The sequence below is a fragment of the Hyphomonas sp. genome (genome assembly GCF_046313735.1).
In the GTDB taxonomy this organism is placed as follows: Bacteria; Pseudomonadota; Alphaproteobacteria; order Caulobacterales; family Hyphomonadaceae; genus Hyphomonas.
In genome coordinates, this window is the sequence record NZ_JBKBXW010000002.1 from 34,652 (window position 1) to 60,900 (window position 26,249).

Annotated in this window: 25 protein-coding genes and 1 tRNA gene; 15 read left to right on the top strand and 11 right to left on the bottom strand. The window is 65.0% G+C overall.

Translation table 11 applies throughout. From position 1 onward, the window contains the following. From ACK4SV_RS01290 to ACK4SV_RS01325, 8 genes are all read left to right on the top strand, one after another. Positions 1 to 2,256 (top strand): RelA/SpoT family protein, encoded by a 2,256-nt coding sequence (locus ACK4SV_RS01290; protein ID WP_409915974.1) that lies wholly within the window; start codon positions 1 to 3, stop codon positions 2,254 to 2,256. Then, positions 2,246 to 2,830: an orotate phosphoribosyltransferase gene (pyrE, locus tag ACK4SV_RS01295; RefSeq protein WP_409915975.1), complete on the top strand. Its 585-nt coding sequence runs from the start codon at positions 2,246 to 2,248 to the stop codon at positions 2,828 to 2,830. Before ACK4SV_RS01290 ends, pyrE begins: the two co-directional genes overlap by 11 nt. After that, a complete protein-coding gene (locus ACK4SV_RS01300; protein ID WP_409915976.1) occupies positions 2,827 to 3,570 on the top strand; it encodes a pyridoxine 5'-phosphate synthase in 744 nt (247 codons plus the stop codon). The genes pyrE and ACK4SV_RS01300 overlap by 4 nt, the downstream gene beginning before the upstream one ends. Then, the gene (gene acpS, locus ACK4SV_RS01305) at positions 3,567 to 3,977 is read left to right on the top strand and encodes a holo-ACP synthase (protein WP_409915977.1); all 411 of its coding nucleotides are present in this window, start codon (positions 3,567 to 3,569) and stop codon (positions 3,975 to 3,977) included. The genes ACK4SV_RS01300 and acpS overlap by 4 nt, the downstream gene beginning before the upstream one ends. Further along, positions 3,974 to 4,726 carry a ribonuclease III gene (gene rnc / locus ACK4SV_RS01310; RefSeq protein WP_409915978.1) on the top strand — a complete coding sequence of 251 codons (753 nt, stop codon included), beginning with the start codon at positions 3,974 to 3,976 and terminating at the stop codon, positions 4,724 to 4,726. Before acpS ends, rnc begins: the two co-directional genes overlap by 4 nt. After that, entirely contained in the window at positions 4,723 to 5,670 is a 948-nt protein-coding gene (gene era, locus ACK4SV_RS01315; protein WP_409915979.1) for a GTPase Era, read from the top strand. Before rnc ends, era begins: the two co-directional genes overlap by 4 nt. A gap of 167 nt (positions 5,671 to 5,837) precedes the next feature. After that, positions 5,838 to 7,049 (top strand): acetyl-CoA C-acetyltransferase, encoded by a 1,212-nt coding sequence (locus tag ACK4SV_RS01320; protein WP_409915980.1) that lies wholly within the window; start codon positions 5,838 to 5,840, stop codon positions 7,047 to 7,049. A 208-nt stretch (positions 7,050 to 7,257) separates the two neighbouring features. Further along, the gene (locus tag ACK4SV_RS01325; protein ID WP_409915981.1) at positions 7,258 to 7,467 is read left to right on the top strand and encodes a cold-shock protein; all 210 of its coding nucleotides are present in this window, start codon (positions 7,258 to 7,260) and stop codon (positions 7,465 to 7,467) included. Between the two features lie 147 nt (positions 7,468 to 7,614). Here the strand turns inward: ACK4SV_RS01325 and ACK4SV_RS01330 are convergent, their stop codons facing one another. Continuing rightward, positions 7,615 to 8,292 carry a DUF2490 domain-containing protein gene (locus ACK4SV_RS01330; protein ID WP_409915982.1) on the bottom strand — a complete coding sequence of 226 codons (678 nt, stop codon included), beginning with the start codon at positions 8,290 to 8,292 and terminating at the stop codon, positions 7,615 to 7,617. Positions 8,293 to 8,418: 126 nt separating this feature from the next. Beyond that, positions 8,419 to 9,870: an SLC13 family permease gene (locus ACK4SV_RS01335; RefSeq protein WP_409915983.1), complete on the bottom strand. Its 1,452-nt coding sequence runs from the start codon at positions 9,868 to 9,870 to the stop codon at positions 8,419 to 8,421. A 229-nt stretch (positions 9,871 to 10,099) separates the two neighbouring features. Between ACK4SV_RS01335 and ACK4SV_RS01340 the strand changes: the two genes are divergently transcribed. After that, a complete protein-coding gene (locus ACK4SV_RS01340) occupies positions 10,100 to 10,741 on the top strand; it encodes a hypothetical protein (RefSeq protein WP_409915984.1) in 642 nt (213 codons plus the stop codon). A gap of 19 nt (positions 10,742 to 10,760) precedes the next feature. On the opposite strand, the gene ACK4SV_RS01345 is transcribed toward ACK4SV_RS01340, so the two are convergent. The 3 genes from ACK4SV_RS01345 to ACK4SV_RS01355 form a co-directional block, all read right to left on the bottom strand. Beyond that, positions 10,761 to 10,845, bottom strand: a tRNA-Leu gene (locus ACK4SV_RS01345). Positions 10,846 to 10,900: 55 nt separating this feature from the next. Continuing rightward, a complete protein-coding gene (locus ACK4SV_RS01350; protein WP_409915985.1) occupies positions 10,901 to 11,527 on the bottom strand; it encodes an FMN-dependent NADH-azoreductase in 627 nt (208 codons plus the stop codon). Positions 11,528 to 11,615: 88 nt separating this feature from the next. Beyond that, the gene (locus tag ACK4SV_RS01355; RefSeq protein ID WP_409915986.1) at positions 11,616 to 12,890 is read right to left on the bottom strand and encodes an FAD-dependent oxidoreductase; all 1,275 of its coding nucleotides are present in this window, start codon (positions 12,888 to 12,890) and stop codon (positions 11,616 to 11,618) included. Positions 12,891 to 12,978: 88 nt separating this feature from the next. Here ACK4SV_RS01355 and ACK4SV_RS01360 point away from each other — a divergent pair, with 88 nt between their 5' ends. Then, positions 12,979 to 14,634, top strand: coding sequence for a hypothetical protein (locus ACK4SV_RS01360; RefSeq protein ID WP_409915987.1), 1,656 nt, complete (start codon positions 12,979 to 12,981; stop codon positions 14,632 to 14,634). Here the strand turns inward: ACK4SV_RS01360 and ACK4SV_RS01365 are convergent, their stop codons facing one another. Further along, positions 14,635 to 15,501 (bottom strand): pirin family protein, encoded by an 867-nt coding sequence (locus tag ACK4SV_RS01365; RefSeq protein WP_409915988.1) that lies wholly within the window; start codon positions 15,499 to 15,501, stop codon positions 14,635 to 14,637. 127 nt (positions 15,502 to 15,628) lie between these two features. On the opposite strand from ACK4SV_RS01365, the gene ACK4SV_RS01370 reads away from it, so the two are divergent. Beyond that, the gene (locus tag ACK4SV_RS01370) at positions 15,629 to 16,948 is read left to right on the top strand and encodes an amidohydrolase family protein (protein ID WP_409915989.1); all 1,320 of its coding nucleotides are present in this window, start codon (positions 15,629 to 15,631) and stop codon (positions 16,946 to 16,948) included. 42 nt (positions 16,949 to 16,990) lie between these two features. Here ACK4SV_RS01370 and ACK4SV_RS01375 read toward each other — a convergent pair whose 3' ends face one another. The 5 genes from ACK4SV_RS01375 to ACK4SV_RS01395 all read right to left on the bottom strand — a co-directional run bounded on the left by ACK4SV_RS01375 (position 16,991) and on the right by ACK4SV_RS01395 (position 22,148). After that, complete coding sequence (locus tag ACK4SV_RS01375; protein WP_409915990.1) at positions 16,991 to 17,920, bottom strand: class I SAM-dependent methyltransferase; 930 nt, start codon at positions 17,918 to 17,920, stop codon at positions 16,991 to 16,993. Between the two features lie 212 nt (positions 17,921 to 18,132). Then, positions 18,133 to 19,026, bottom strand: coding sequence for a methyltransferase domain-containing protein (locus ACK4SV_RS01380; RefSeq protein ID WP_409915991.1), 894 nt, complete (start codon positions 19,024 to 19,026; stop codon positions 18,133 to 18,135). A gap of 171 nt (positions 19,027 to 19,197) precedes the next feature. Beyond that, on the bottom strand, positions 19,198 to 20,319 hold the full coding sequence (gene ald / locus ACK4SV_RS01385) for an alanine dehydrogenase (protein ID WP_409915992.1): 1,122 nt from the start codon (positions 20,317 to 20,319) through the stop codon (positions 19,198 to 19,200). A gap of 141 nt (positions 20,320 to 20,460) precedes the next feature. Continuing rightward, complete coding sequence (locus tag ACK4SV_RS01390) at positions 20,461 to 21,180, bottom strand: TorF family putative porin (RefSeq protein ID WP_409915993.1); 720 nt, start codon at positions 21,178 to 21,180, stop codon at positions 20,461 to 20,463. Positions 21,181 to 21,332: 152 nt separating this feature from the next. Further along, positions 21,333 to 22,148, bottom strand: a complete 816-nt coding sequence (locus tag ACK4SV_RS01395) for an SDR family NAD(P)-dependent oxidoreductase (RefSeq protein ID WP_409915994.1) — start codon at positions 22,146 to 22,148, stop codon at positions 21,333 to 21,335. Between the two features lie 184 nt (positions 22,149 to 22,332). On the opposite strand from ACK4SV_RS01395, the gene ACK4SV_RS01400 reads away from it, so the two are divergent. From ACK4SV_RS01400 to ACK4SV_RS01415, 4 genes are all read left to right on the top strand, one after another. Beyond that, positions 22,333 to 22,833, top strand: a complete 501-nt coding sequence (locus tag ACK4SV_RS01400) for a BLUF domain-containing protein (RefSeq protein WP_409915995.1) — start codon at positions 22,333 to 22,335, stop codon at positions 22,831 to 22,833. Positions 22,834 to 22,995: 162 nt separating this feature from the next. Next, a complete protein-coding gene (locus ACK4SV_RS01405) occupies positions 22,996 to 25,002 on the top strand; it encodes an acetyl-CoA carboxylase biotin carboxylase subunit (protein WP_409915996.1) in 2,007 nt (668 codons plus the stop codon). Positions 25,003 to 25,050: 48 nt separating this feature from the next. Further along, complete coding sequence (locus ACK4SV_RS01410; RefSeq protein WP_409915997.1) at positions 25,051 to 25,584, top strand: DUF805 domain-containing protein; 534 nt, start codon at positions 25,051 to 25,053, stop codon at positions 25,582 to 25,584. Between the two features lie 136 nt (positions 25,585 to 25,720). Next, positions 25,721 to 26,245 carry a DUF805 domain-containing protein gene (locus tag ACK4SV_RS01415; RefSeq protein ID WP_409915998.1) on the top strand — a complete coding sequence of 175 codons (525 nt, stop codon included), beginning with the start codon at positions 25,721 to 25,723 and terminating at the stop codon, positions 26,243 to 26,245. Positions 26,246 to 26,249 lie beyond the last annotated feature (4 nt).

Consider the following 26,249-nt stretch of genomic DNA (forward strand, 5'->3'; position numbering starts at 1 on the left):
ATGGACGGCAGCGCCCTTTCCGCATCGGAGCAAGGGGCTGGAAAGCCGGTCCCCGCCTCAGGCGAGCCATCCGGTCCGCCGCCCGTCCTGTCGCGTGAGGAGCTGATCGCCAAGGTGCGGGCCTATCACCCGCGCGTGCGTTCCGAACTGCTCGGCATGGCCTATGATTTCGCCAAGAAACATCATGGCGAACAATCCCGGGATTCCGGCGAAGCGTATTATTCCCACCCCGTGCAGGTCGCGAGCCTGCTCGCTGATGTGCGCCTCGATGAGGTGACGATTGCGGCGGGCCTCCTGCATGATGTGGTCGAGGATACCGAGATCGACATTGGCGACATCGAGGTGCGCTTCGGCGCGGATGTGGCTGAACTGGTCGACGGGGTGACGAAGCTCGACAAGCTGGAATTCACCTCACGGGAGACGGCGCAGGCGGAGAATTTCCAGAAATTCCTGCTGGCGATGACGAGCGATATCCGTGTGCTGCTGGTCAAGCTCGCTGACCGGCTGCACAATATGGAGACGCTGCACTTCCGCAAGAAGCCGGAAAGCCGCCAGCGCACCGCGCGCGAGACGATGGACATTTATGCGCCGCTGGCCCGGCGCGTGGGCCTGTATGACCTCGCCGCGCGGATGGACGACCTCGCTTTCCGGGAGCTGAACCCCGAGGCGCGGCGCGCCATCATCTTCCGGCTGGAAGAGCTGGAACGGGAGAACCGGGGCGACCTGGACCGCATTCGCGCCGACCTTGTGCGCCTCCTGGATGCGACGGGCATAAAATACAGGATCCGTGGGCGGAGGAAGCAGCCTTATTCGCTGTGGCGCAAGCTGGAGCGCAAGTCGATTTCCTTCCGCGATGTGGCGGACCTGTTTGCCTTCCGCGTGATCGTCAGTGAACCGATGGATTGCTACCAGGTGCTCGGCGTGCTGCATACCAACTGGGCGTGTATTCCGGACCGCTTCCGCGACTTCATCTCCGTGCCGAAGCCGAACGGCTATGCCAGTATCCATACGACGCTGCGTGCCTCCGGCAACCGGCGAGTGGAGCTGCAGATCCGTACCGAGACGATGGACCTGACGGCGGAATATGGCGTGGCCGCGCATTGGGGCTACAAGAACCGTTCCTATGGCTTTGACCTTGATTCGGCGCGGGCCGCCGGCCTCGACCCGGATGCAAACCTGAAAGCCTTTGCCGAACTGCTGCGCGACGGGGCGGAGCCGGGCGAATTCCTCGAACATGCCAAGCTGGAGATGTACCGCGAGCATGTGTTCACCTTCTCACCGAAGGGCAAGCTGATCATCCTGCCGGCCGGCGCGATGCCGCTGGACTTTGCCTATGCGGTGCATTCGGCCGTGGGCGACACGGCCATCGGTGCACGGATCAATGGCGAGGAGAAATCGCTGCGCCGCCCCCTGAAGAATGGCGATGTGGTGGAGATCATCCGTGGCAAGACGGCCCAGCCTGTGCGCGGATGGGAAATGCTGACCCATACCGGCCGGGCGAAGTCGGCGCTGCGGCGGCTGGAGCGCGAGCGCGACACGGCGGAGTTCCGCCGGCTGGGCGAGGGGCTGATCAATCAGGCGCTGCGCCGGACGGGGGCGGACCCCGTGGATGTGATGCTGCTGGATGTGGCGCGCGCGCTCGGCTTTCGCACCCTCGACGACATGCGTGAGGCGGTGGGGCGCGGGCGCGTGCAGACGGCCCAGATCATCCAGCAGGTCTTTCCCGGCTATCAGCCCGAGCGCACCGATGACAGCGCCAAGACGCCGATCGACAGCGATCATGCGCCGCTGTTCGTCGAGGGCAATGACCTGACGCCGGGCGTGACGCTGCACCTTGGCGCGTGCTGCCATCCTGTGCCGGGCGACCGGATCATCGGGGTGCAGGTGCCGGAGAAGGGATTGGTCGTACACGTATCAAGTTGTCCGCGCCTTGCTGAGTATGATGACCGGCCGGAATTGTGGCGCGACCTGAAATGGACGAGCCTTGCGCGCACCGGCGCGGTGGCGGTGGCGCGTATCCGCGTGAATGCGGCGAACCAGCGCGGCGTGCTGGCGAAACTCTGCTCGGCAGTGGCCGAATCGAATGGCAATATCACCGGCATCTCGACGGCCTCGCGCCATCCCGATTTTATTGAGCTGATGATGGATATTGAAGTGGAAGACCTGAAACGGCTGACGCAGATTCTTGCGGCGCTGCGCTCGCTGGCCGTTGTTGACCGCGCGGTGCGCGACCAGGAGGGACAGGATGACCAGTGACGACGTGCTTGCCGTGTTCCGGCAGGCGGGCGCCTTGCTGGAGGGGCATTTCATCCTCTCCTCCGGGCGGCGCAGCCCTGTTTTCCTGCAGAAGGCACTGGTCTTTTCGCGGCCTGACCTTTCCGAGCAGCTGTCTAGGGCGCTGGCAGAGAAGGTAAAGTCCGCCTTCGGACGGATTGATGTTGTGGCGGGCCCGGCGGTCGGCGGGATCATTCCGGGCTATGAGCTGGCGCGGCATCTCGGCGCGCGGGCGATCTTTGCCGAGCGCGTCGGCGGGGAGCTTGAATTCCGGCGCGGCTTTTCGATTGCGCCGGGCGAGCGGGTGCTGATCGCGGAAGACATCGTGACGACGGGGCTGTCCTTCCGGGAAACCGTGACGGCGCTGGCGCGCCTGCCCGGCGAAGTGGTCGGCGGGGCGTGCATCATCGACCGGTCCGGCGGGCGGGCGGATGTCGGCTGCCGGCTGGTCTCGCTGGCGGAAGTGAACTTTCCGGACTATGCCGCCGATGATCTGCCCCCGGAGCTTATGGCGCTGGATGCTGTGAAGCCCGGCTCCAGAGGGCTTGCCGGATGAGCGCGCGGCTGCGTCTCGGCGTCAATATCGATCATGTGGCGACGATCCGGAATGCGCGCGGCGGCCCGCATCCCGACCCTGCGCGGGCTGCGGCGATTGCGGCGGCGGCCGGGGCGGACGGCATCACCATCCATTTGCGCGAGGACCGCCGGCATATCCGCGACGGGGATCTCGACGCGATCCGGGCGGCGAGCGCCCTGCCGATCAACCTCGAAATGGCGGCCACCGAAGAGATGACTGCAATTGCCGAGGCATATCGTCCGCACGCGGCCTGTATCGTGCCGGAGCGGCGCGAGGAACGCACGACCGAGGGCGGGTTGAATGTGGCGGGCCTGCATAACCAGATTGCACCGATCGTCCGCCGGCTGAACGAAGCGGGCGCGCGCGTGTCGCTGTTCATCGAGCCTGATCCTGTGCAGATCGCGGTGTCCGAAGTGCTCGGCGCGCCAGTGGTGGAGCTGCACACCGGGCGGTATGCGGAGCTTTGGGCCGAGGGCGGGCTGGAAGCGGCGCAGCCGGAACTTGTGCGGCTGGCGGCGGCGGCAGCGGATGCGCGGCGGCGGGGCATCGAGCCTCATGCGGGCCATGGGCTGACTTTCGAGAATGTCGGGCCGGTGGCGGCGATTGCCGAACTCGCAGAGCTGAATATCGGGCATTTTCTGATGGGCGAGGCGATCTTCATCGGGCTCGACGCCTCGATCCGCGAGATGCGGCGGCGCATGGACGAGGCGCGCGCGTGATCATCGGTATCGGGAACGATCTGTGCAATATCGAGCGCATCCAAAAGGCGCTGGACCGGTATGGCGAACGCTTCGAGCGGCGCATTTTCACGCCGCACGAGATTGCCAAGGCGCGCAGCCGGATGCTGGTGGCGGAGACCTATGCGAAACGGTTTGCGGCGAAGGAAGCAATGGCGAAGGCGCTGGGCACCGGTGTGCCGCGCGCGGGCGTGCACTGGCAGCACCTGGGCGTGATCAATCTTCCCTCGGGCAAGCCGGGCTTTGAACTGACGGGCGGGGCGGCGGAGCGGCTCGCGAAGCTGACGCCGGAGGGCTACCGCGCGGCGGTGCACCTGACGCTGACGGACGATCATCCGTGGGCGGAAGCTCAGGTGATCATTGAGGCACTGCCGGTGGCGGCGCCATGAAACCCGCGCGGCCCAAACGCACACGCCAGCGCGCCGCCGTGAAAGCGCCGCGACCGGCCCTGTCGCCAGACGCGCTGAAGGCGGCGCAGGAGAAGATCGGATACAGGTTCAAGGCGCCGGAGCTGCTGGAGCGGGCGCTGACGCATCCGAGCGCGGTGGGCACGGCGGACGCCGTGAAGCTGTCGAACCAGCGACTGGAATTCCTGGGCGACCGGGTTCTGAACCTTTTGATTGCCGAGCGGCTGATCGCGCGGCGGCAGACCGAGAGAGAGGGAGACCTGGCGCCGCGGCTGAACCGCCTCGTGAAGAAAAGCGCGTGCGCCGAGGCGATGCGGCATCTGGAGATGCAGCCTTACCTGATCCTGTCGGAGAGCGAGATTGCATCCGGCGGGCGCGAGCGGGAATCGGCGCTGGGCGATGCGTGCGAGGCAATCATTGCCGCGATCTATGAGGATGGGGGCCTCACCGCCGCGCGCAAGTTTATCGAGCGGGCCTGGGCGCCGCAATTCGAGGCCGCGCCGGCAGAGACGAAGGACCCGAAAACCCTGCTGCAGGAATGGGCGCAGGGGCGGGGTCATCCGTTGCCGGAATATGTGGTGACGGGCCGGAGCGGGCCGGACCATGCGCCGGTCTATGAGGTTGAAGTGCGGCTGCAACCGGGCGCGGCCCGGGCGAGCGGGCCTTCGAAACGCGATGCAGAGCGCGAGGCAGCCGCCCGGATGCTCCGGGAACTGACGGGAACAGAATGACAGAGACAGAGATCCGCCGCGCAGGCTTCTGCGCCATTATCGGCGCGCCGAATGCCGGCAAGTCGACGCTTACCAACCGCCTTGTCGGCGCCAAGGTCGCCATCGTGACGCACAAGGTGCAGACCACGCGCTTTCCGGTGCGGGGCGTCGCGCAGATGGGCGACACGCAGGCGGTGATTGTCGATACGCCCGGCATCTTTGCCGCGAAACGCCGGCTGGACCGCGCGATGGTGAAGGCCGCCTGGGGCGGGGCGGAGGAGGCCGATTGTATCGTGCACCTGATCGACGCGTCGGCCTGGGTGGCAGAACAGTCCGGCCGGCCGAGCGCGGCGCAGCGCCATTCGCTGGAGGATGACCGGCGGGTGATCAGCCAGCTGAAGGACTCCGGGGCGAAGGCGCTCCTGGCGCTGAACAAGATTGACCTGTTCCCGCATGACAAGATCCTGCCCGTGATGGCGGCGCTGAATGCGGAGGGCGTGTATGAGGAGATCTTCATGATTTCCTCCGCACGCGGAGATGGCATCGAGGCACTGGAGGCGGCGATTGCGGCGCGGATGCCCGAAGGCCCGGCGCTGTATCCGCCGGATCAGGTGGCGGACCTGCCGATGCGGCTCTTGGCGGCGGAGGTGACGCGCGAGAAGCTGATGCTGCGCCTGCATCAGGAATTGCCCTACCAGCTGATGGTGGAGACCGAGAGCTGGGAGGAGCGGGCGGACGGATCCGTCCGTATACAGCAGGCTGTGATTGTTGGCCGGGATGGCCACAAGGCGATGGTGCTCGGCAAGGGCGGCAGCCTGATCAAGGAGATCGGGCGGCTGTCGCGGCTGGAGCTTTCCGAGATGCTGGAGCGGCCGGTGCACCTGTTCCTGTTTGTCAAGGTGGACGAACGCTGGCAGGAAAAACGCGACCGCTATCAGGGGCTTGGCCTCGATTTCGACGTTTAGGTTCATCGCGGCGTCTTTTGCGAAAACCGGTTCCCACTTTTCGGAACGCCGCTTCAGGATTGTCGCGGCCTGACGCAGCGTCACGCGTGCCTGCGGCGCGTGCGCGGCTTGCGCAGGCGGCGTTGCGCGGACTAACTGGGGCGTGAAAAATTTTCCGGGAGGATGAGATGCGCGATGTCGTGATCGTGGAGCCGGTGCGCACAGCCGTCGGCGGGTTTGGCGGATCGTTCAAGAGCGTTTCCGCGCATGAACTCGGCGCCGCCGTCGTCGAGGGTCTGATGGCGCGCACGGGGCTGGCGAAGGACAAGGTTGATGATGTGATCTTCGCGCAATGCTATCCCTCGATGGATGCGCCGGCGCTGGGGCGGGTTGTGGCGCTCGATGCCGGCCTGCCGGTGGAAGTGACGGGGATGCAGATTGACCGGCGCTGCGGCTCCGGCCTGCAGGCGATCATCAATGCGTCGATGCAGGTGGCGACCGGCGCGATGGACTGCGTGATCGCGGGCGGCGCGGAGTCGATGAGCAATGCGCCGTTCTATTCGACCGGGCTGCGCTGGGGCCTCGGGCAGGGCAACATGACGATCAATGACGGGCTGATCACCGGGCGGCTGACAGCCGGCGGCAGGAATTACCCCGTACCCGGAGGGATGCTGGAGACGGCGGAAAACCTGCGCCGCGATTACCAGATCACGCGCGAGGCGCAGGATGCGTTTGCGGCTGCGAGCCATGCCAAGGCCGTGGCGGCGCAGAAGAGCGGCGTGTTTGCCGAGGAAATCATTCCGTTCACGGTCAAAGGCCGCAAGGGCGACACGGTGGTGAGCGCGGACGAACATCCGCGGGCGGATTCCACGGTGGAGGTGCTGGCGAAGCTGAAGCCGATCCGTCTCGGCGCGGACCCGGCGGCGACGGTGACGGCGGGCAATGCCAGCGGGCAGAATGACGGCGCCTCGGCCTGTCTTGTGATGACGCGGGGAATGGCTGAGGCGAACGGGCTGAAGCCGCTGGCGCGGCTGAAATCCTGGGCAGTGGCGGGCGTCGGCCCGGCGGTGATGGGGATCGGGCCTGTTCCGTCTACGGAAAAAGCGCTGAAGCTGGCGGGGCTGAGCCTCAAGGATATTGACCTGATCGAACTCAACGAGGCGTTTGCTGCGCAGGTGCTTGCCTGCACGCAGGCGATGGGCTTTGCCGATGAGGACTATGCGCGGCTCAACGTGCATGGCTCCGGCATCTCGCTTGGCCATCCGGTGGGCGCGACGGGCGGGCGGATCCTGGCGACGCTGCTGCGGGAGATGGACCGGCGCGGCGCGCGCTACGGCGTCGAGACCATGTGCATCGGCGGCGGGCAGGGGCTGGCGGCGGTGTTCGAGCGGGTTACCTGAAAAGTCCTGTTTCGGGACCCCTGCAACCTTTGTGGAAAAGTAACTTGCCCCGCCGGCAATTATGCGTCATAGGGCGCCCATCGACATTGGCCGGACGATCAGGCGCGCGCTTCCTGCAAAGGGCAAGCGGTTTCAGAAACCCCTCCAAACTTCGATCTGCAAGGGTTGACGCACTGTCAGCCCACAAACGACTATGAGACGAACTCAAATGAACAACGGTACCGTGAAATTCTTCAACAGCCAAAAAGGCTTCGGCTTCATCGCCCCGGCCAATGGCGGCAATGATGTGTTCGTGCACATCTCGGCGCTCGAGCGCTCGGGCATTGCCCACCTGAACGAAGGCCAGAAGGTTTCCTACGATACGGCTATCGACAAGCGCTCCGGCAAGCCTGCCGTCAGCACCATCGAACTCGCCTGAGACCATTCGGGCGGCGCGCCAGCCGCGCAGCCTGTCTGAGTACGGATGAAGCACGCGCCGGGAACGGGGCGTGCTTTTTTCGTTTCTGGTCTTTGATTTGTCGCGGCGTTTTCCCGAGAATCGGTTCCCACTTTTCGCAGCGCCGCTTCAGAGCGCAAGCGACAGGGAGAACTGGAAGATGTTGCGCGTCTCGTCGATCAGCTGGTCCTCGCCGTCGATCGCGATGAAGGTATAGCCCGCCTCGAGGTTGACATTGCTGCCGGTTTTCCAGGTGATGGCGGCGCCGAGGCGGTTCTGGTCGAAGCCGGCATCCTGGCCCCAGGCTGTTCCGTTCAGGGACCAGAACACTTCATTGGTGATCGCCAGCGACAGATCCGGGTGCGGCAGGGGGCGCGTGTAGCGGATGCGCTGGCGCAGGCGCCAGCCGGTTTCGCCGCCAGCATCCTGCATCCGCTGCTCGAACCGGGTCCGGCCCGTGAGGCTGGGTTCGCCAAGGTCGAGCAGGGTGTAGCTGGCTTCCTGCCAGAGGCGGTTCTCGCGGCCATCGGTGAACAGGCCGCCATTGTAGCTGCGCAGGACGCCGCCGCCGAGGCTGAGGCCCGACCGGGTCTTGTAGGTGAGGCCGGCGCGCAGGATCGAGGTGGACAGCTCGCTGGCATTACCGGCGAAGCGCAGCTCGGTATTGGCCATGTAGGTCCAGTTCGAGGCGCCGGGCAGCTGGCCGTTGACGCTGTACAGGGTCCAGAGCTGGGTATCATCGGCTCGGGCGTGCGGCGCGGACACAGCCGCGAGGCACGCAGCAAGGGCTGAGGCCAGAAGGCGCATGACACAGACACTCCGGTATCCGGCGGCACTCTCCCGCTGGCGCGCGCACTTAAGGCGCCGGAACTGTCACGTCAATGTGTTGGTTGTGTAAGTTTATATACTCAAAAGTGTAGTTCTGCGGCGCGCTTACCGGCCGAGGCCGAAATATAGGGTGATGATGCCGACGCAGGCGAGGTTCAGCCAGAGGCCGGTGCGGATCATGTGGCCGATGGCGAACTGGCGCAGGCCGAACACGACGGCATTCGGGCCGGTCGCGATGGGCAGCATGAAGGCGCAGGACGCCGCCATCGCGACGGGGATGACGAGGGTCTGCACATCGGCCCCGATGGCCAGGGCCAGCGCGCCGAGGACGGGCAGGAAGGTCGTCACGGCGGCGACATTCGACATGATCTCGGTGAGGAAAATGATGATGGCGATGAGGGCGAGCAGCATCAGGATGGCAGGCACGGCGCCGAGGCCGGCGAGGATGCTGCCGAGCCAGGTGGCAAGGCCGGAGGCCTGAACCCCGGCGGCCAGGGACAGCCCGCCGCCGAACAGCAGCACGACATCCCAGGGAAGCGCCTTGGCGTCGTCCCAGGTCAGCAGCGCCCAGCCGGCCTCGCGGTGGGCGGGATCGCGGCTGCCATGGGGCACGAGGAACATCGCGATGGCGCCGAGGATGGCGACGCCCATATCGGTCAGGCCGGCGAAGACGGGGATCAGCACGATCTGTTCGCGCAGGATCCAGGCGAGGGCGACGCCGCCGAAGACCATCGCGACATGGGCTTCCGGCCTTGTGATGCGGCCGAGGCCGGCATGTTGCTCGCGGATCACGTCCCTTGCGGCGGCCGAGGCGCCGGGCGGGGAGACGAGCCCGCGCGTGACCATCAGCCAGGCCGCCGGCAGCATCAGGGCGACGATGGGCAGGCCGAGCATCATCCATTGCCGGAAGCTGATGTCGATGCCGGCATTCTCGCGCAGCCAGCCCATGGCGATGAGGTTGGTGGGCGTGCCGACAGGGGTGGCGAGCCCGCCGATGGAGGCGGCATAGGCGATGCCGAGCAGCAGCGCGCCGGCGAGCTTTGCTCCGCCGCCGGCGGCAAGTGCAACCGACAGGGCGATGGGGGCCATCATCAGCGTGGTGGCGGTGTTGGAGATCCACATGGACAGGAGCGCGGTCGCCAGCATGAAGCCGGCGGCCAGCAGCTTCAGCCGCGCGCCGGAGACCATCAGCACGTTCAGCGCGATGCGCCGGTGCAGGTTCCATTTCTCGATGCCGATGGCGATGATGAAGCCGCCGAGGAGCAGGAGCACGACCTGGTCGGCATAGGGGGCGGCGATCTCGCGCAGGGTGGCGACGCCGGTGAGCGGCAGGAGGCCGAGGGGCAGCAGCGATGTCACGGCGATGGGCACCGCCTCGCTCGCCCACCAGACGGCCATCAGCACGAGGATGGCGGCGACCAGCATCCCGCCGCGCTCCAGCCCGTCCGGGGCCGGGGCGAGCGCGATCAGCAGGGCCAGCGCCGGACCGAGGAAAAGCCCGATCCTTGCCGCTCCGCCGGGGCGGAGGGCCGCGGCCTTGCGGTCGCCTTCGGTCATGCTGTCGTCCCCCCGCGGGTATTCTTCTGGCTCGGGGGAACGCTAGCCGGTTTCGCGCCGGGAGGCAAAATGGTGCGGGCGGCCCGGGACAGGGAGATTGATTTTATGCGGAAAATTGCAAGAGTGAGCCCCGGGGCGGACATGGGGCAAAAAGATGCGGCCGAAAGTGAATGGGGCAGATCGCGCAGGGCGGCGGCCGGGAGGCGTTGCGCGCGGCATTGCATGGGGCATGGCAGCGGTGTGCCTGCTGAGCGCCTGCGCCACGCGGACGGGCCCGCTGCGAATATCGGACGAGGATGGCCATGGGCCGGTCATCGAGGGGTGCAGGAACCTTTCCCCGGACCTGCAGCCGCGCGAGTTGCGCAACTGGCATTATGAAACGATCTTCCTGCGATCGGCGATCAATGAGGGGGCCGCCGCCGGGCTGCAGGAGGGCATCGAGGAAAGCGCTCCGGCGCTGATGCTTGGCCTGCATATGGTACAGCGTCCGAATTTTGTGGGGGACCATGTTTTGCGCCGGTCGCTGAATGCGCAGGTGCCATATTGCCGGACCTACCGGGCAGAGGCGCAGGACGTCGCAGCTGTGATTCCGCAGGTGGTGGAAGAACTGGAGACGCAAGTTGAGTTTGCGGCGGATGGCGGTGACCTGTTCGTCACGGCCTACACGCTGCGCGACAATATCCTGAAAGACCGTTGGAGAGACCGGTACTTCATCGAAGTGACGCCGCATGATGCGGGCTTCACCAGTGTCACGATCCGGCGGGAGATTTTCATATCGCGCCAGCAATCGGATTTCTTCGAGGGCCAGACCAACGGCCGCAATGAAATCTGGATCGCCGCACGGATTGCGCAATTGCTGGGTGTGCCTTGACCGGCTATGTTTTCAGGCATGGTGCGGGCGGCCGGACTCGAACCGGCACGACCGAGGGCCTGGGGATTTTAAGTCCCCTGTGTCTACCATTTCACCACGCCCGCACCTTGAGGCCGAAGCGTTAGGCGCTGGGCGGGTGAATGGCAAGAAGCGGGCGCGTTATGCGCCGGCGGGGGCGGGCTGGCGCAGCAGGGCGCCGAGTTTCGATTCAGCCGAAGCGATGGCGGCGTCGCGGGCGTCCGGGCCGTAGCCGATCTTCTCGGCATGAATGAAGGTCACGTCGGTGACGCCCATGAAGGCGAACAGCTGGCGCAGGTACGGCTCCTGGAAGTCGATGGCGGCGGCGGGGCCTTCTGAATAGAGGCCGCCGCGCGTCTCTATGACGATCACGCGCTTGCCTTTGACGAGGCCTTCGGGGCCGGCCTCGGAATAGCGGAAGGTTTCACCGGCGCGGAGCACGAAGTCGAACCAGCTGCGCAGCGTGGTCGGCACGCTGAAATTATACATCGGGGCGCCGATGAGGAGTGTGTCGGCGGCTTTCAGTTCGGCGATGAGGGCATCGGAGAGCTCGCGGGCGGCCTTGTGCTCATCGGTGGAAGGCACCCCGCGCACGCCGGGCAGGTTGGCCTCGGTCAGGTGCGGCAGGGGCTCGCGGCCGAAATCGCGCACGGTGATGCGGGCGGCCGGGTCAGCGGCGCGGATGTCGCGCAGCGCCGCGTCGATCAGGAGGTTCGAGACCGAGGACGGGCCAGACGCGCTGGCTTTGAGAACGAGGATGTTGGACATGGGAGGTCTTCCTGCGGGTGGCTGATATTGACACCGTTGCAGATAGGGCCGGGGCGGGGCCGCCAGCAGGCCGCGCGCGCGATAAGACTTATGCGCGAAGGGAAGAGATCAGGCGCGGGGCGAGCGCCTTGTTGAGCCGCGAGACATTGGCGACCGATTCGTGCGAGAAGCTCGCCCCGGAATACCAGGTGCGCGAGGCGCCCTGCATCCGCGCGAGGGTGGAGAGGAGGCCGTCTTCCAGGGCTTTCAGGTCGTAATGCGGGAAATAGCGCCAGGTCTTGGCATTGACGACGTTGACGAGCTTCGCGCCGAGGTCTGCGAGGTCGCGCTCCAGGAAGATGCGCAGCTCCGCCGGGGTATAGTCGCCGGGGATCTGGCCGGTGACATAGAGATGGCCGCCGAAATCCGGGCTGTGGCCCTCATAGCGCGCCGAGATCAGCTGGCCGGGATAGGAGCCCGGCAGGAAGGCCCTTGAGAAGGAGCGGATGTCCTCGCTGGTGAACCAGTTCTCGACGACAATGAGCGAGGTGGCATAGCCTTTCCAGGTGATTGCGGCGGCGACGGCTTTTTCATCCGTTGACGGATCAGTGACAAGGCGGTTCCAGTCATCGACGGGAATGGTGCAGGCGAGCGCGTGGGCGGCGAGCCGGGCGCCGTCCGAGAAGTGGATGAGGGCGCCTTCGGGGCCGCGTTCGATGCGCGTCACCTCGCGCGAGAGACGCACATCATGGGGGCCGGCGAGGGTTTCCCAGAAGTCGGTCCAGCCGCGCGCGGGCATGATGAGCTTGCCGGTCGCCCCGCTCATGATGGTGTGGAAATCCACCCATTGCATGGCCTGGTAGATCGAGACTTCATTGAGGTAGCCATAGCCGAGCGCGGTGACGGCGCGGTACATCAACCGGATCATCTTCGGCAGTTTCTGCTCGCTCAGCCAGGCCTCGGCGGGCATGGCGGCTTCGCGCAGAACCGAGGCCTTGTCGGGCGTCGCGCGCAACTGGCCGAGGAGGCGTTCGCGCTTGCCGAGATAGGTGAGGACCTGTGCCGGCAGAGGCGGGCCGCCGGCGGTGCCGATATAATCCTTGAGGCTTGCGCCATCTATGCTGGTGCGGCGCAGGATGCGGAAGGGCGCGCCCTGGCGTTTCATCCAGGCAAGCACATCCTTGTGCGCGCCGGTGGCATAACAGGTGCCCATTTCGGCGATGAGATCGCCAAGGTCGAGACTGTCGGATTTGCCGCCGACACGGGGCGCTCGCTCGATCAGAGAGGCGCCCGTGAAACCCCGCAGGCGCAGGAATTCGGCGAGGGTCAGGCCGCCCGGCCCGGCTCCGAGAATCGCCAGAGAAGTTTGCTCGGCAGCGCTCATAAGCCCTTAAGATTCAGTAAAAAAAATAGGGGAGAGCGCGCGCATCTCCACAAATTCATCTTCATTATGTCCTGTTAGGTATACCCGCATGAAGATGTCGATCGGCCTTTCAGACGTCCTGCTCTTCCCGATCCTCGGCGCCGGGCGACTCCGGCGTGGCGAGACGCCTGACGTGACTGCGTATATGCATCACCGGCTCGTGTCACTACTTACAGTGATGGGGTTCATCAACCTCGTAAATTCTGCCGCAGTTGTGTTCACGCTGTACGCTGTGAGCGAGCCTGTACTGCTTCTGGCCTGGCTTGTGCCGATCTGGGTCTTCGCGATTTCGCAGATCATGTGGAGCAGCAGCCATAAGGGCGAGAATTCGCAGCGCACGGTGCGCGGCCGGTTCCTGAAGCGGGCGGAATGGGCCACCGGGATTCTCGGCGCATGGTGGGGCCTGTGCATCATGCTGGCGCCGGCCAGCGATCTCGGCCTGAAAGTCTCCATGTTTGCCGTCGTGTTCGGGATGCAGGCCGGCGTGGTCGCGGTAGTCTCGCCGGTGGCGAATGTCAGCGCGCGCTTCCTGCTCGGTGCGGCCTCGGTTGCCCTGTTCGGCTTCCTGATTGCGCCGGTCGGCCTGCCGGCGACGATCGTGATCCTCGGCTTCGTGCTGCTGGTGGCATCCTCCTTTGCGGGCCTCAACGGGTATCGCAACCTTCTGCTCGAGATGGAGGCGAAACGCCTTGCTGCGCAGAACCATGAGCAGCTGCTGGATGCCGTGACCGCGATCCCCGAAGCCTTCGCGATCTATGATGCGCAGGGCAATGTCATCATCCAGAACGCCGTGCATCAGCGCTGGTTCCCGCGCGGGCTCGAGAAAACCGATTTCCGTCCGGGTACGGACATGCGCAATGTTCCGGGCGTCGGTGGCGTGATGCGCTCCTGCGTGCCGACAAGCTCCGGCACGCGCGTCGTGATCCATACCGATGTGTCCAATATGGAAGAGCTGCGCCAGGAAGCGGACGAAGCGCGCCGGGATGCCGAGGAAGCGCGCCTTGCGGTGGAGCGGTTTGTGGGATCGGTCACGCGCGAGCTGCGCCTGCCGCTGCGGACGCTGCGCGCAATGGCGTCGCGCTTCGAGCCGCGCAGCAATATTCCGTTCGATGAGGCCGAAGTGCGCTTCGTGGCCGAGAAGATGGTGAGCTGTTCCGAACAGGCGCTGAGCCTGGTGGATGAAGTGCTCTCGATCACCGAGGGCGGCGAGAATGTGGTCGAAAGCGCGGATGTCTCGCTCAAGGAGACGCTTGCCCAGGTCATCTCGCAGAAATCCGGCACGATCACTTCGTTCGGTGTCGATATCGATGCGCCCTCGGGCCATGACACGATGATTGACGGCGCGAAGGCGGCGCGGGTGGTTTCGCGCGTGTTCTCCGCCGTGCTGCTGGAGCTTGGCCAGGCCTGCCGGGGCGGCGGGACGCTGCGGGTGCGCTGCGGCGTGCGCGGCCAGCAGGGCTGGGTCTCGGTGGAGGCTGCCAAGTTCGGCGGCACGGCTGCGAGCGCGGGCGATGATTTCCTGTCTGAGACGTCCGAAGACCGCCTCGTCTGGCGCGCCCTGATGCAGACCATCGGCGGCCAGATCGAGATGCGCGAGGCGCGCAATGGCTCGCTCGTCTATATCCTGAAGTTCAGCACCAGCGCGACATCGACGCGGCTGGGCGCGGGCCCGGTCAGCAAGGCCGCCTCGGGCCGCGCCGCCTGATCAACTTTCCGGCAGCGGCGTGAATTCTTCCGCGTCGCCGTCGGGCAGTTTCATCCGGCCCTGTTTCCAGTCTTCCTTCGCCTGTTCGAGGCGCTCCCTGGAGGACGACACGAAGTTCCAGAAGATGAAGCGTTCACCGACCGGCTCGCCGCCGAGCACCATGACCGTGGCCGGGCCATCGGCGGTGACACGGACGCTGCCCTTGCCGAGCACGGCCATCTGGCCGGCGGTGAGGCGCTGGCCGGCGACCTCGGCGGCGCCGGCGGCGACGTAGACCGCGCGCTCGCTATGGCCTTCGGGCACATGGCGGCTCGCGCCGGGCTGCATGTCCCAATGCATGTAGAACAGGGGCGAGCGGACGTTGACACCCGCGTCCATGCCCTCGGACGTCCCGGCAATCAGCCGGGCGGCGAGGCCGGGCTCGGTCCAGCCGGGAAGGCTGTCTTCGGGATGGTGCCAGAAGCCGGGATCAATTTCCTCGTCCTCGTTCGGCAGCGCGACCCAGGCCTGGATGCCATGCATGTGCGCGCCGTTCATCCGGGCATATTCGAGGCGTTCGGAATGGGTGATGCCCTTGCCGGCGGTCATCCAGTTGACCGCGCCGGGGCGGATCTCCTGCTTGAAGCCGAGGCTGTCGCGGTGTGTCATCGCGCCGGAATAGAGATAGGTGACGGTCGAAAGGCCGATATGCGGATGCGGGCGCACATCCAGCTCGCGCGGGATGCCGGGGGCAAAGTCCACCGGGCCCATCTGGTCGAAGAAGATGAACGGGCCGACCATCCGGCGCTTGGCGAAGGGCAGTACGCGGCCGACCTCGAACCCGCCGCCAAGGTCGCGTGTGCGCTTGTCGATAATCAGGTCAATCATGGGGGCCTCCTGTCTTTGTCTCCTCAGACATATAGGGCCTGTGCCATGGAACACGCGGGTTTTGTCCGGTAATGCGTCTTATAACACATATGCCGAATTCAAAGGCTGGTTTCCGGAGGGCTTCCTGATGACACTTTTCCCGCGTTTTCCGCGCTTCCTGCGCATGGCGGCGGCTGGCGCGCTGGCGCTGGCGGCGACCCTGCCCGCCATGGCCGAGACAGTGGTGATCCATGCCGGCCGCGTGCTCGACATTCCGGGCAATCCGCCGCGCGGGGCGACGACGATCACCATTACCGATGGCCGGATCGTGTCGCTGGAGAGCGGCTACCGGAATCCGTCTGACCGCTCGGTGCGGGTGATCAATCTGCGCGACCGCTTCGTGCTGCCGGGGCTGATCGACAGCCATGTGCACCTCACCTCCGATACCGGCGGGATCGCGGCGCAGCTGGAGGGCGTGACCCTCTCGCCCGCGCGGCAGGCGTTCAATGCGTATGAGAACGGGCTGAAGACACTGAATGCGGGCTTCACCACGGTGCGCAACCTCGGCGATGGCGACGGGGCGGTCTTCGCGCTGCGCGATGCGGTAAATGCCGGCCAGGTGATGGGCCCGCGTATTCTCGATTCCGGCCGCTCGATCTCCGGCACCTCGGGCCATACCGATCCCGCGCTCGGCTTCCGCGAGGAGCTGCGGCCCTATTTCGAGGAGCGCAGCAATACCTGCAATGGCGCGGAGGAATGCCGCCGCGCTGTGCGCCTGCAGGTCTCGCGCGGGGCCGATGTGATCAAGATGGCGACCACGGGCGGCGTCAACAGCCGGATCGGGGCGGGCCTCGGCAAGCAGATGTTCGAGGATGAAGTGCGCGCCATCGTCGAGACCGCGCGGCTGTTCGACCGCCGGGTGGCGGCCCATGCGCATGGCGCCGATGGCATCCGCCTGGCGCTCGAGGCCGGCGCTGATTCGATCGAGCACGGAACCATTCTTGATCCGGAGACGATTGATGCGTTTGTCGCGTCGGGCGCTTACTATGTGCCGACGCTTTCGACCGTGAACGGATATATCGAGCGGATGGCCGCCAATCCGGGCGCCTATGCGCCGGATGTGCGCGCGAAGATCGAATGGCGCATCGGCATCACGGGGCGCAGCCTTGAAATCCTCCATGCCAATGGCGTGAAGATCGCATTCGGCACCGATGCCGGCGTGTCCAAGCATGGCCGCAATGCCGATGAGTTCGAGCTGCTCGTCCGCTTCGGCATGACGCCGGAAGAAGCGATCATGGCGGCCACGGTGAATGCGGCCGACCTGCTCGGCCTGCCCGATGAGGTCGGCACGCTGGAGCCCGGCAAGAGCGCGGACCTGATCGCCGTGCGCGGCAATCCGCTGGAGGATGTCACCGTGCTGAAAGCGGTGAGCTTCGTGATGGCCCGCGGGCAGGTGGCGAAGGAATAGGGCGCGCCGGCGCCCGGCCTTCGCTCAGTTCGCTATTCGCCGCTACTCGCCGCGCCGCAGGATGAACACGTCCTGCGGCAGGGAGGCCGTGTCGAACCTGGCGAGCCTCAGCTTCGGTGCGTGCTCTGCGAGGATCTTTCGCAGGGATCCTTCGCCGAGGAAGGCCTCGCCATAGAGGTCGGAATTGCCGCCATTGAACCAGACGAACTCGCCGCGCTTGTAGGCCTCGATGCGCTCGTCGATGTTGCCGCACGTATCGAGGCAGACTTTCGAATACCAGTGGATCTCCTGGCCGGCATCGAGCTGGGCTTTCTCGGCCTTGAGGCGCTGGAGGAAGCGCATGCCCCAGGTTGTGAGGACGATGGCTGCGCCGGGCCTTGTCACGCGCTGCATCTCTGCGAGCCAGGCGCTGGCTGATTTCAGCGACAGGTGCGAGAAGACCGACCAGCCGACAACAAGGTCGAAACGATCCGGCGGGATGATCCCGTCCGGCATGTATCCGCCCGAGAGGATGGAGACATAGGGATTGCAGGAGCGGGCGACCGAGGCGAACCGGTTCGACGGCTCATAGCCGACGATGTTGCGGAGGGGAAAGTCGCGCAGGAAGGGCCGGGTGATACGGCCCCATCCCATTCCGAAATCCAGCAGGTAGCCTGTGCCATGCCAGGGCGCGGCCGGGCCGGTGAGGCCATTGTCGCGGATTAGGGTATAGAACCGGGCTGCCTCGCGGATGCTGTGCTCACCAAAGTGGCCATGGATGCTGCTTTGCATTTCGCGCGGCGGAAATGACGGGAACTCGACCCCATCAATGACGCGTTCGTCGATGGAGCGAACCAGCACGTCGATCCATTGCTCAATGCTGAGAGCCCCAAACGCCGAGGCATAGACATTCTCGCCGTCAAGCCTCGGGTCAAAATCCACGCGGGGACTGGTCACGATGGCCTGCAGGTCCGGTTGCGTTGCGGTATTCACAGATTGCGCCTCTTTCTGCCGGCCTTTCTGGCCAAGTCGCACGATCTATGCCCGCTCAGGTTTTGTGCTGCAACACCTGTTTCAACCCTTCATAATATTACCGGCCTGATGCCAGAATCCGGTCAGCGAGGTGCGAAAAATGCAGCGCCAGCCGACCCGTATCGAGGACCGGCTGGCATCTGAAACTCCTACCGTGAGGCAGCCTGCGTGCGTCAGCCGAGATGGCGGAGGATGAACACATCTTGGGGCAGCGACTCGGCGTCGAACTTGGCGAGCATCAGCTTGGGCGCATGTTCGGCCAGCAGTTTCTTGAGCGGCGCCTCGCCGAGGAAGGCTTCGCCATAGAGATCTGACGGCCCACTCTTGAACCAGACGAACTCGCCTTTTTTGTATGCGTCAATGTTCTGGTCGATATCGCCGCTGGCAGCAACGCAGTGCCGTGTGTACCAGTGGACGTCTTCCCCGGCTTCGATCTTGTGCTTCGCCGCTTTGAGCCGTTCGAGGAATCGCATGCCCCAGGTCGTCAAGACAATCGCCGCCCCCGGCCGGGTGACGCGCTGCATCTCGGCAAGCCAGGCCGTGGCCGATTTCAGCGAGAGGTGCGAAAAGATTGACCAGCCGACAATCAGGTCGAACCGGTTCTGGGGCAGCACGCCGTCCGGCAGGTAGCCGCCTGACAGGAAAGAGATGTACGGATTGCAGGAGCGCGCGACCGAGGCGAACCGGTTCGACGGCTCATAGCCGATGATATTCCGGAGCGGGAAATCGCGCAGGAAAAGCCGGTTGATCCGCCCCCATCCAGATCCGTAATCAAGCATATAGCCCTTGCCATGCCACGGCGCGCCCGGGCCCACGAGGCCATTGTCCCGAATGAAATTGTAGAACATCGCAGCTTCGCGGATGCTGTGGGCACCGAAATGGCCATGGATGCCGCTTTGCATTTCCGCCGGTGGGAAAGTCGGGAATTCGACACCGTCGATGACGCGTTCATCAATGGAGCGGATCAGGACGTCGACCCATTGTTCGACGCTGAGCGAGCCAAATTGCGAGGCAAAGATATTCTCGCCATCGAGCCTCGGATCATAGTCGACCCGGGGCGTTGTCACGATGGCCTTCTGGACCGGCTTGTTCGTTGTTTCCACAGCGTGCGCCTCATTCTGTCAGCGGGTTGGCAGTCTGCCGCGAGGTATGCACGCTCGGGTTTCGCGCCGCAACATCTGTTTCGAATCCCGGCCACTTCTGGCTGAACCTTGCCGCCGCGCCGGGCCGTAAGCCGTTCAGACGACCGTCAGCCAGTCGGGGCGGACGTATTTTTCACCGAGGTCGCGGGCGACGAGCTTGTGCGCGATGGTGCCCTGGTCGACGGTAAGCCCATTCGCGAGATGCCGGTTGGCATTGATCGCGCGGCGAGCGCCGAGATGGGCGATCTGCATCACGAAAGGCAGCGTCGCATTGTTGAGCGCATAGGTGGAGGTGCGCGGCACGGCGCCCGGCATGTTGGCGACGCAGTAATGCAGGATATCATCGACCTCATAGATCGGGTCGTCATGCGTGGTCGGGCGGCTCGTCTCGAAACAGCCGCCCTGGTCGATGGCGATGTCGACGAGGACCGAGCCCGGCTGCATGGTCGAGAGCTGCGCGCGGGAGATGAGCTTCGGCGCCGAAGCGCCGGGGATGAGCACCGCGCCGATCACGAGGTCGGCGTCCTTGATCGCTTCGGCGAGGGAATGGGCGGTGGAATACATCGTGTTGACCGTGCCGCGGAACTGCTCGTCGAGCTGGTTGAGGCGGGTATTGTTGCGGTCGAAGATCCAGACATCGGCGCGCATCCCGACGGCGATTTCTGCCGCATGGGTGCCGGAGACGCCGCCGCCGATAATGACGACCTTGGCCGGCGCTACGCCCGGGACGCCGCCGAGCAGGATGCCACGCCCGCGCCCCCTGGTGCGCATCAGCGCGCCGGCAGCGACCTGCATCGACATGCGCCCGGCCACCTGGCTCATGGGGCGCAGGAGGGGCAGGCCGCCTTCATCATCGGTCACCGTCTCATAGGCGATGGCGAGGCAGCCGGACTGCATCAGGCCTTTGGCTTGCACCGGGTCCGGCGCGAGGTGGAGATAGGTGAAGAGGGTGTGGTCTTTGGTGAGGCGCGCGGTTTCTTCCGGCTGGGGCTCCTTCACCTTCACGATGAGTTCGCTCTCGCCGAACACGGCATCGGCATCCGGCAGGATCTTTGCGCCGACGGATGTGTAGGCCTCATCGGCAAAGCCCGAGGCAAAGCCCGCGCCCGCCTGGATGTGCACATCATGGCCCGCCCGGACGAGATCGCCTGCGCTTTCCGGCGTCAGGCCGACACGGGATTCCTGCTTCTTGATTTCAGTTGGAACACCGATGCGCATGAGGCTCTCCTGAGGGAAAAGTCATGCGTATAGTCCGCCTTTCGGGCACGATCCACCCCGGCGGCGGTCGCTGGACGGAAAAAAACCGCGCGCAGTCATGGCAGAGACTGCGCGCGGTTCCCCCGCCGAGAACAGGCGTTCTCAGAAGCTGCGCGAGATGGTCAGCACGACACGGTCGTCGGCGAGCGGGTCGCCGTCGATGTCGGTGCCCCAGTAGCGCAGGTCGAAATCGACCCATTCGGTGCTGTAGGTGCCGCCGATCGACCAGTTGGTGTAGTCGCCGCCGCCATCGAAGCTGTAATTGCCGAGCGTCGCATCGACGCCGAACACATCAGAGATGGCATAGGAGGCTGCTGCCTCGACATACACGCTCTTGTTGTCCGGATCCCAGGCGAGCGAGCCGCCGAGGCCGAAGCCGCTTTCGAACTCATAGCCAAGGGCGGCGGTCAGTTCGTAGAAGTCCAGATCGTCGTCACCGGTGTCGGGATAGCCGTAATAGATGAAGCCGAGATCCCAGCTGACGCCATTGGCGAGTTCGCCGGCGATACCGCCATAGAGGTCGATTTCGAGGCTCGTGCCGCCCGGGTTCTGGAAGTCGATGCTGGAGGCCCAGACACCGGCATAGAACATGCCATTGGTGTAATCGAAGCCGCCTTGCAGGGCGATGTCCTCATTCGACTGAGAGACACCGCGCCAGACATAGTCTGTCGTCAGCGCGACGTTGGCCGAAAACTCGCCCTCGGCTGCTGCTGTGCCCGCGGCTGCTGCCATGATGGCTGTCAGCGCGGCCCCCGCTTTCAAAAATGTGTTGCGCATGCGTATTAACCCCGTTTCGTGTACGCGCTCTCGCAGAAGCGCCATGGCGGACCCTGCCGGGGATTCCGGCCCGCGCCGACCTTTGCGCAAGGACAAGCCCGGGCCAGGGTCACGAAACGATCACATATTGGGCAGGCGCCGGGGGTGATGCCCGCTCATTGTGCGGTGCAGCGTCCAGAAATCAGGCAGCGGGATGCTCAGCGCGCGACAAGCGGGGCATAGCCAAGATGCATCCCGGCATCCACCAGCAGCGTCTCGCCGGTGATGTGCCGGGAGGCGCCGGTCAGGAAGAACACCGCCGAATCGGCGACATCATCCGGCCCGCTGGCGACGTTCAGCGGCACCGAGGCGGCCACCCCGGCCTCCATCTTGCGGTACTGGGCCTCGTCCATGATGTCCTTGAACCAGCGGGTGCCGATAAAGCCCGGGCAGATGGCGTTGACGCGGATCGCGGGGGCGAGCGCCCGGGCGAGGCTGAGCGTCATCGTGTTGAGCGCGCCCTTGGTGGCGGCATAGGCCACCGAGGAGCCAACGCCCGTCACCCCGGCAATCGAGGAGACATTCAGCACGGCAGAGGCCTGGCCTGTCTGCCGGTACGCCTCGGTCAGCAGGGCCTTGGTCTTCTGCAGCATCAGGAACGGGCCGGCGACATTAACCGCATAGAGGTCCAGAAAATCATCGCGGGTCAGGGCGTCGAGATCGCTGTGATCGCGGGCGTGTTTGGTGATGCCGGCATTATTGACGAGGATGTCGAGACGCCCGGCCTGGGCGGCGGCTTCGGCGAGCTTCGCGCAGCCTTCCTCGGTGGAGACATCGGCCTGGACGAGGCGTGCCTGCCCGCCGGCGGCCTGGCAATCGGCGACGGTCTGTTCGCCTTCGGCAACGGAGCGCGTGCAGTTGACGATGACGCTGGCGCCGCGTTCGGCCAGCTTCAGGGCGATGGAGCGGCCGAGGCCGGTGGCAGACCCTGTGACGAGGGCTGTGCGCCCTTCAAGTTCGCGTGATGCTGGCATGTCGAATTCCTCCGGGCCCGCGCCATTTCCGGCGGCGCTGATGTCAATGATGGCTCCAGAAGCGGCCGCGGGGCGCCAGCGTCAAGCCTTCACCCCGCGCCCGGAGGAGGCGAGTAGGCCCCCGGCTTGTACGCAACCGGCGCCTTGGCGAATATGCCGGCGGTATCAGAAGTGGCCGGACTAGATGGCATCAGGACTTTTCAGGCTCGTTTATGTGAGCACAGCGCGGCCAGGGCTTGTGGATGAGGACATCGAAGCCATCCTGAACGCCTCCCAGTCGAACAATGAAGAACGCTATATCACCGGCTATCTGGTGCATAACGGCACCAACTTCATGCAGCTGATCGAGGGGCCGCGCGCCGAGATCGACGAGATCTACAGCCGGATCGTCACCGATCCGCGCCATACCGGCGTGGTGCGCATCCTGGCGGAATGGTGCCGGGAGCGGGCCTTTCCCAACTGGTCAATGAACTACTTCCGGGTCGACCGGCATGGCTCGGTCGGCTCGATGATCGTGCGCCGGGATGACCCGATCGACAGCCTGATGGCGGCCAATGCGCCGCGCGACCTGATCCACCTGTTCTCCAAGTTCATCCAGCAGACGGAGAATGAGGAGCCGGAGGAGCGGGTCTCCCCGCCGCCCGGCAAGGGGCACGGCGGCCAGCAGCAGGATCCGCGGGAATAGGGCGAGCACAGGGCTGCCCCGCCAGGTAGCGCTAACACGCGTTATTCACTTGAATCGGACCCACTTCCAGTCGGGCCAGCCTGCCGTATCGGCAAGCATGGACAAGGCAAGCTGCCCGGCTTAACGGAAACCGGTTTGCACGTTTCGAGGGGCTGTCACCGCATGTTCGAGAAAATCCTGATCGCCAATCGCGGGGAAATTGCTGTCCGGGTCATCAAGACCTGCCGGCGGCTCGGGGTGAAGACGGTGGTGGTGTATTCCGATGCGGATGCCGGCTCCATGGCGGTCGAGATGGCGGATGAGGCGGTGTATATCGGCCCGTCTCCGGCGGCGCAGTCCTATCTCGTGCAGGACAAGATCATCGAGGCCGTCCGCCAGACCGGCGCCGAAGCGATCCATCCGGGCTTCGGCTTCCTGTCCGAGAATCCGGGCTTCGCCAAACGCCTCGAGGAAGAGAAGATCGGCTGGATCGGCCCGAATGCCCACGCCATCGACGCGATGGGCGACAAGATCAGCTCCAAGAAACTCGCCGCCGAGGCCGGTGTCTCGACCGTGCCGGGGCATATGGACCTGATCAAGGACACCAGGCACGCCGTCGAGATCAGCCGCGAGATCGGCTATCCGGTGATGATCAAGGCCTCTGCGGGCGGCGGCGGCAAGGGCATCCGCGTGGCCCATAATGACAAGGAAGTCGAGGAAGGCTTCCCGGCGGTGAAGGCCGAGGCCAATGCCTCCTTCGGCGACGACCGCATCTTCATCGAAAAGTTCATCCTCGACCCGCGCCACATCGAGATCCAGGTGCTGGGCGACAAGCATGGCAACTGCCTCTACCTGTTCGAGCGCGAATGCTCGATCCAGCGCCGCAACCAGAAAGTCATCGAGGAGGCGCCCTCGCCGCTGCTCGATCCGGAGACGCGCAAGAAGATGGGCGAGCAGGCCGTGGCCCTGTCGAAAGCCGTGAATTATGACAGCGCCGGCACGGTGGAGTTCGTCGTCTCGGGCCGCGACAAGGGCTTCTATTTCCTTGAAATGAACACCCGCCTGCAGGTGGAGCATCCCGTCACCGAGATGATCACCGGCGTAGACCTTGTCGAGCAGATGCTGCGTGTCGCCTATGGCGAGAAGCTGAAGATCAAGCAGGGCGACCTGAAGATCAATGGCTGGGCAGTGGAAAGCCGTGTGTATGCGGAAGATCCGTACCGCAACTTCCTGCCCTCAATCGGCCGCCTGAAGCGTTTCCATCCGCCTACGGAAGGAAAAGTCGCGCGCGGCACCGTGCGCCTCGATTCCGGCGTGCGCGAGGGCGACGAGATCTCGATGTTCTATGATCCGATGATCGCCAAGCTGATCACCCATGGCAAGGACCGCGACGCCGCGCTGGACGCCCATGGCGAGGCGCTCGACCGGTTCCATATCGAAGGCATCCAGGACAATATCCCCTTCATCGCCGCTGTGGCCGATGAGGCGCGGTTCCGGTCTGGCAATATCACCACGGCCTATATCAAGGACGAGTTCCCGGAAGGCTTCCAGGGCACCGAGCCGACCGAAGAGCAGCAGGCCATGCTGATCACCTCGGCCGCCTATGTGCACGCCTTCCTGACCCGCCGGGCACAGACGATCTCCGGACGGGTCAGCCCCCAGCCGGCCCATCCGCGCCGCGACTGGGTCGTGATCCTCGGCGACCGGCATTACCCGGTCAATATCGAGCTTGGCGCGTCAGGTGAGGCGCAGGTCACGATCAATGGCGGCAAGACGCACAGCCTGGTGACAAGCTGGCAGCCCGGCCAACACCTGATCGAGGGCGTGCTCGACGGCAAGCCCTTCGCGGTGAAGGTGTTCGACCGCACGGAAGGTTACATGCTGCGCCACCGGGGCGTCGCGCTGCGCGCGCTCGTCTGCACGCCGCTGGTCGCAGACCTGCATGCCCGCCTGCCGGAGAAGCCAAAAGCCGACACATCCAAGCTCGTCATCTCGCCGATGCCGGGCCTCGTCGTTTCGATGGAAGTCACGCTTGGCCAGGAAGTGCAGGAAGGCGAGGCGGTCTGCATCGTCGAGGCGATGAAGATGCAGAACATCATCCGCGCCGGCGCCAATGGCACGGTCAAGGCGATCAACGTCAAGGCCGGCGACAGCGTCGCGGCAGACGAGATCATGGTGGAGTTTGGCTGAGCTGGAGGCTAGGGTGCGGGCGTAGCGGCAACCTGCGGAGCAGCATCCATGGAACTCTACCTGAACCCCAACGGCAGGATTGATCAGCAGACTTACTGGCAGGCGGTGCTGGTGCTGTTCGGGATCAGCGCGGCGATCACCTTGCTCAGCGCCTTCGTGAACCCGTTCTTCGGCCTGCTCAGTTTCATTTTTGCCTGGCCGTGGATTGCGGTGCATGTGAAGCGCTTCCATGATGCGGGCAAGACCGGCTGGCTGACGCTCGCGCTGGTGGCGCTGGGGATGGTGCTTTCCTTTCTGTTGGGCGCCCTCCTTCCCGGCCTGTTCGGGGTGAATACGGCTGAACTCGAGGCCGAGTTGCAGCGGGACCTCAGCCGCGCGCAGGCTCAGGGAGACCTTGACGCGATCATGTCTGCCACAACGGCCAGCCTGCAGCAGGTGGGGCAGGCGCAGCTGATACCCTCGATCGTGTCGACCGGGATCATGACGGCGATTTTCGGCACCATCATGGGGATGCTGAAGACGGACCCGAATGACAACCAGTATGGTCCGGGCCCCGGCGGGCCGGGCGAACTGTTTTCCTGACCGGGCCTGCAACGGACCGATGACAGGCGGCTACCCGCCTGTCCGGCATTTTTTAGTTGCGCAAATTTATCGATTATTGATAAGGGCTGGTAGATAACGCCCCTGAACCCTGGCCCATTGGGACACGATCCGACGCATGGACCTCAGATTTATCCTTCTCGAAACGAAAGGCCGGCTAGCGCCGCAGCCTTTCGCGCAGGGCTATATCCTGCTGACGGGCGCGGCGCTCATCATCACCGTGGTGTCCACCTTCTTCCTCGAAGGGCTCGCCATCCTGCAATATGTGCTGGTGTTCCCGTATTTCTGCGTGTTCGCGAAACGCTTCCATGATGCCGGCCTCAGCGGCTGGCTGTGGCTGGTGGCGCTGTTTGCCTATCTCGTGTTCAGCTCGCTCCTGTCGGTACTGCTGATGCCCATACTCTCGCCGCAGGCCTGGACGATCTATGAGGAGGTCTCCCGCCTGTCGCAGACGCAGGGCATGGAGGCGGGCATGGACGCGCTCGCCCGCGAAGGCGTCGAGCTTGTCCGCTCGGCGGCGCTGTCCACAGTCGCCTCTTTCCTCATCACCAGCGCGCTGATCGGCTTCGTCACCTACCGGCTGCGCAGCGAGCCCCACCCCAACCGCCACGGCCTGCCGCCCGGCGCCGACACGACATTCTGACCCA

Coding starts and splice junctions, on each gene's coding strand:
- ACK4SV_RS01290 (WP_409915974.1), top strand. CDS start 1: ATGGACGGCAGCGCCCTTTCCGCATCGGAGCAAGGGGCTGGAAAGCCG.
- pyrE (WP_409915975.1), top strand. CDS start 2,246: ATGACCAGTGACGACGTGCTTGCCGTGTTCCGGCAGGCGGGCGCCTTG.
- ACK4SV_RS01300 (WP_409915976.1), top strand. CDS start 2,827: ATGAGCGCGCGGCTGCGTCTCGGCGTCAATATCGATCATGTGGCGACG.
- rnc (WP_409915978.1), top strand. CDS start 3,974: ATGAAACCCGCGCGGCCCAAACGCACACGCCAGCGCGCCGCCGTGAAA.
- era (WP_409915979.1), top strand. CDS start 4,723: ATGACAGAGACAGAGATCCGCCGCGCAGGCTTCTGCGCCATTATCGGC.
- ACK4SV_RS01320 (WP_409915980.1), top strand. CDS start 5,838: ATGCGCGATGTCGTGATCGTGGAGCCGGTGCGCACAGCCGTCGGCGGG.
- ACK4SV_RS01325 (WP_409915981.1), top strand. CDS start 7,258: ATGAACAACGGTACCGTGAAATTCTTCAACAGCCAAAAAGGCTTCGGC.
- ACK4SV_RS01330 (WP_409915982.1), bottom strand. CDS start 8,292: ATGCGCCTTCTGGCCTCAGCCCTTGCTGCGTGCCTCGCGGCTGTGTCC.
- ACK4SV_RS01335 (WP_409915983.1), bottom strand. CDS start 9,870: ATGACCGAAGGCGACCGCAAGGCCGCGGCCCTCCGCCCCGGCGGAGCG.
- ACK4SV_RS01340 (WP_409915984.1), top strand. CDS start 10,100: ATGGCAGCGGTGTGCCTGCTGAGCGCCTGCGCCACGCGGACGGGCCCG.
- ACK4SV_RS01350 (WP_409915985.1), bottom strand. CDS start 11,527: ATGTCCAACATCCTCGTTCTCAAAGCCAGCGCGTCTGGCCCGTCCTCG.
- ACK4SV_RS01355 (WP_409915986.1), bottom strand. CDS start 12,890: ATGAGCGCTGCCGAGCAAACTTCTCTGGCGATTCTCGGAGCCGGGCCG.
- ACK4SV_RS01360 (WP_409915987.1), top strand. CDS start 12,979: ATGAAGATGTCGATCGGCCTTTCAGACGTCCTGCTCTTCCCGATCCTC.
- ACK4SV_RS01365 (WP_409915988.1), bottom strand. CDS start 15,501: ATGATTGACCTGATTATCGACAAGCGCACACGCGACCTTGGCGGCGGG.
- ACK4SV_RS01370 (WP_409915989.1), top strand. CDS start 15,629: ATGACACTTTTCCCGCGTTTTCCGCGCTTCCTGCGCATGGCGGCGGCT.
- ald (WP_409915992.1), bottom strand. CDS start 20,319: ATGCGCATCGGTGTTCCAACTGAAATCAAGAAGCAGGAATCCCGTGTC.
- ACK4SV_RS01390 (WP_409915993.1), bottom strand. CDS start 21,180: ATGGCGCTTCTGCGAGAGCGCGTACACGAAACGGGGTTAATACGCATG.
- ACK4SV_RS01395 (WP_409915994.1), bottom strand. CDS start 22,148: ATGCCAGCATCACGCGAACTTGAAGGGCGCACAGCCCTCGTCACAGGG.
- ACK4SV_RS01400 (WP_409915995.1), top strand. CDS start 22,333: ATGGCATCAGGACTTTTCAGGCTCGTTTATGTGAGCACAGCGCGGCCA.
- ACK4SV_RS01405 (WP_409915996.1), top strand. CDS start 22,996: ATGTTCGAGAAAATCCTGATCGCCAATCGCGGGGAAATTGCTGTCCGG.
- ACK4SV_RS01410 (WP_409915997.1), top strand. CDS start 25,051: ATGGAACTCTACCTGAACCCCAACGGCAGGATTGATCAGCAGACTTAC.
- ACK4SV_RS01415 (WP_409915998.1), top strand. CDS start 25,721: ATGGACCTCAGATTTATCCTTCTCGAAACGAAAGGCCGGCTAGCGCCG.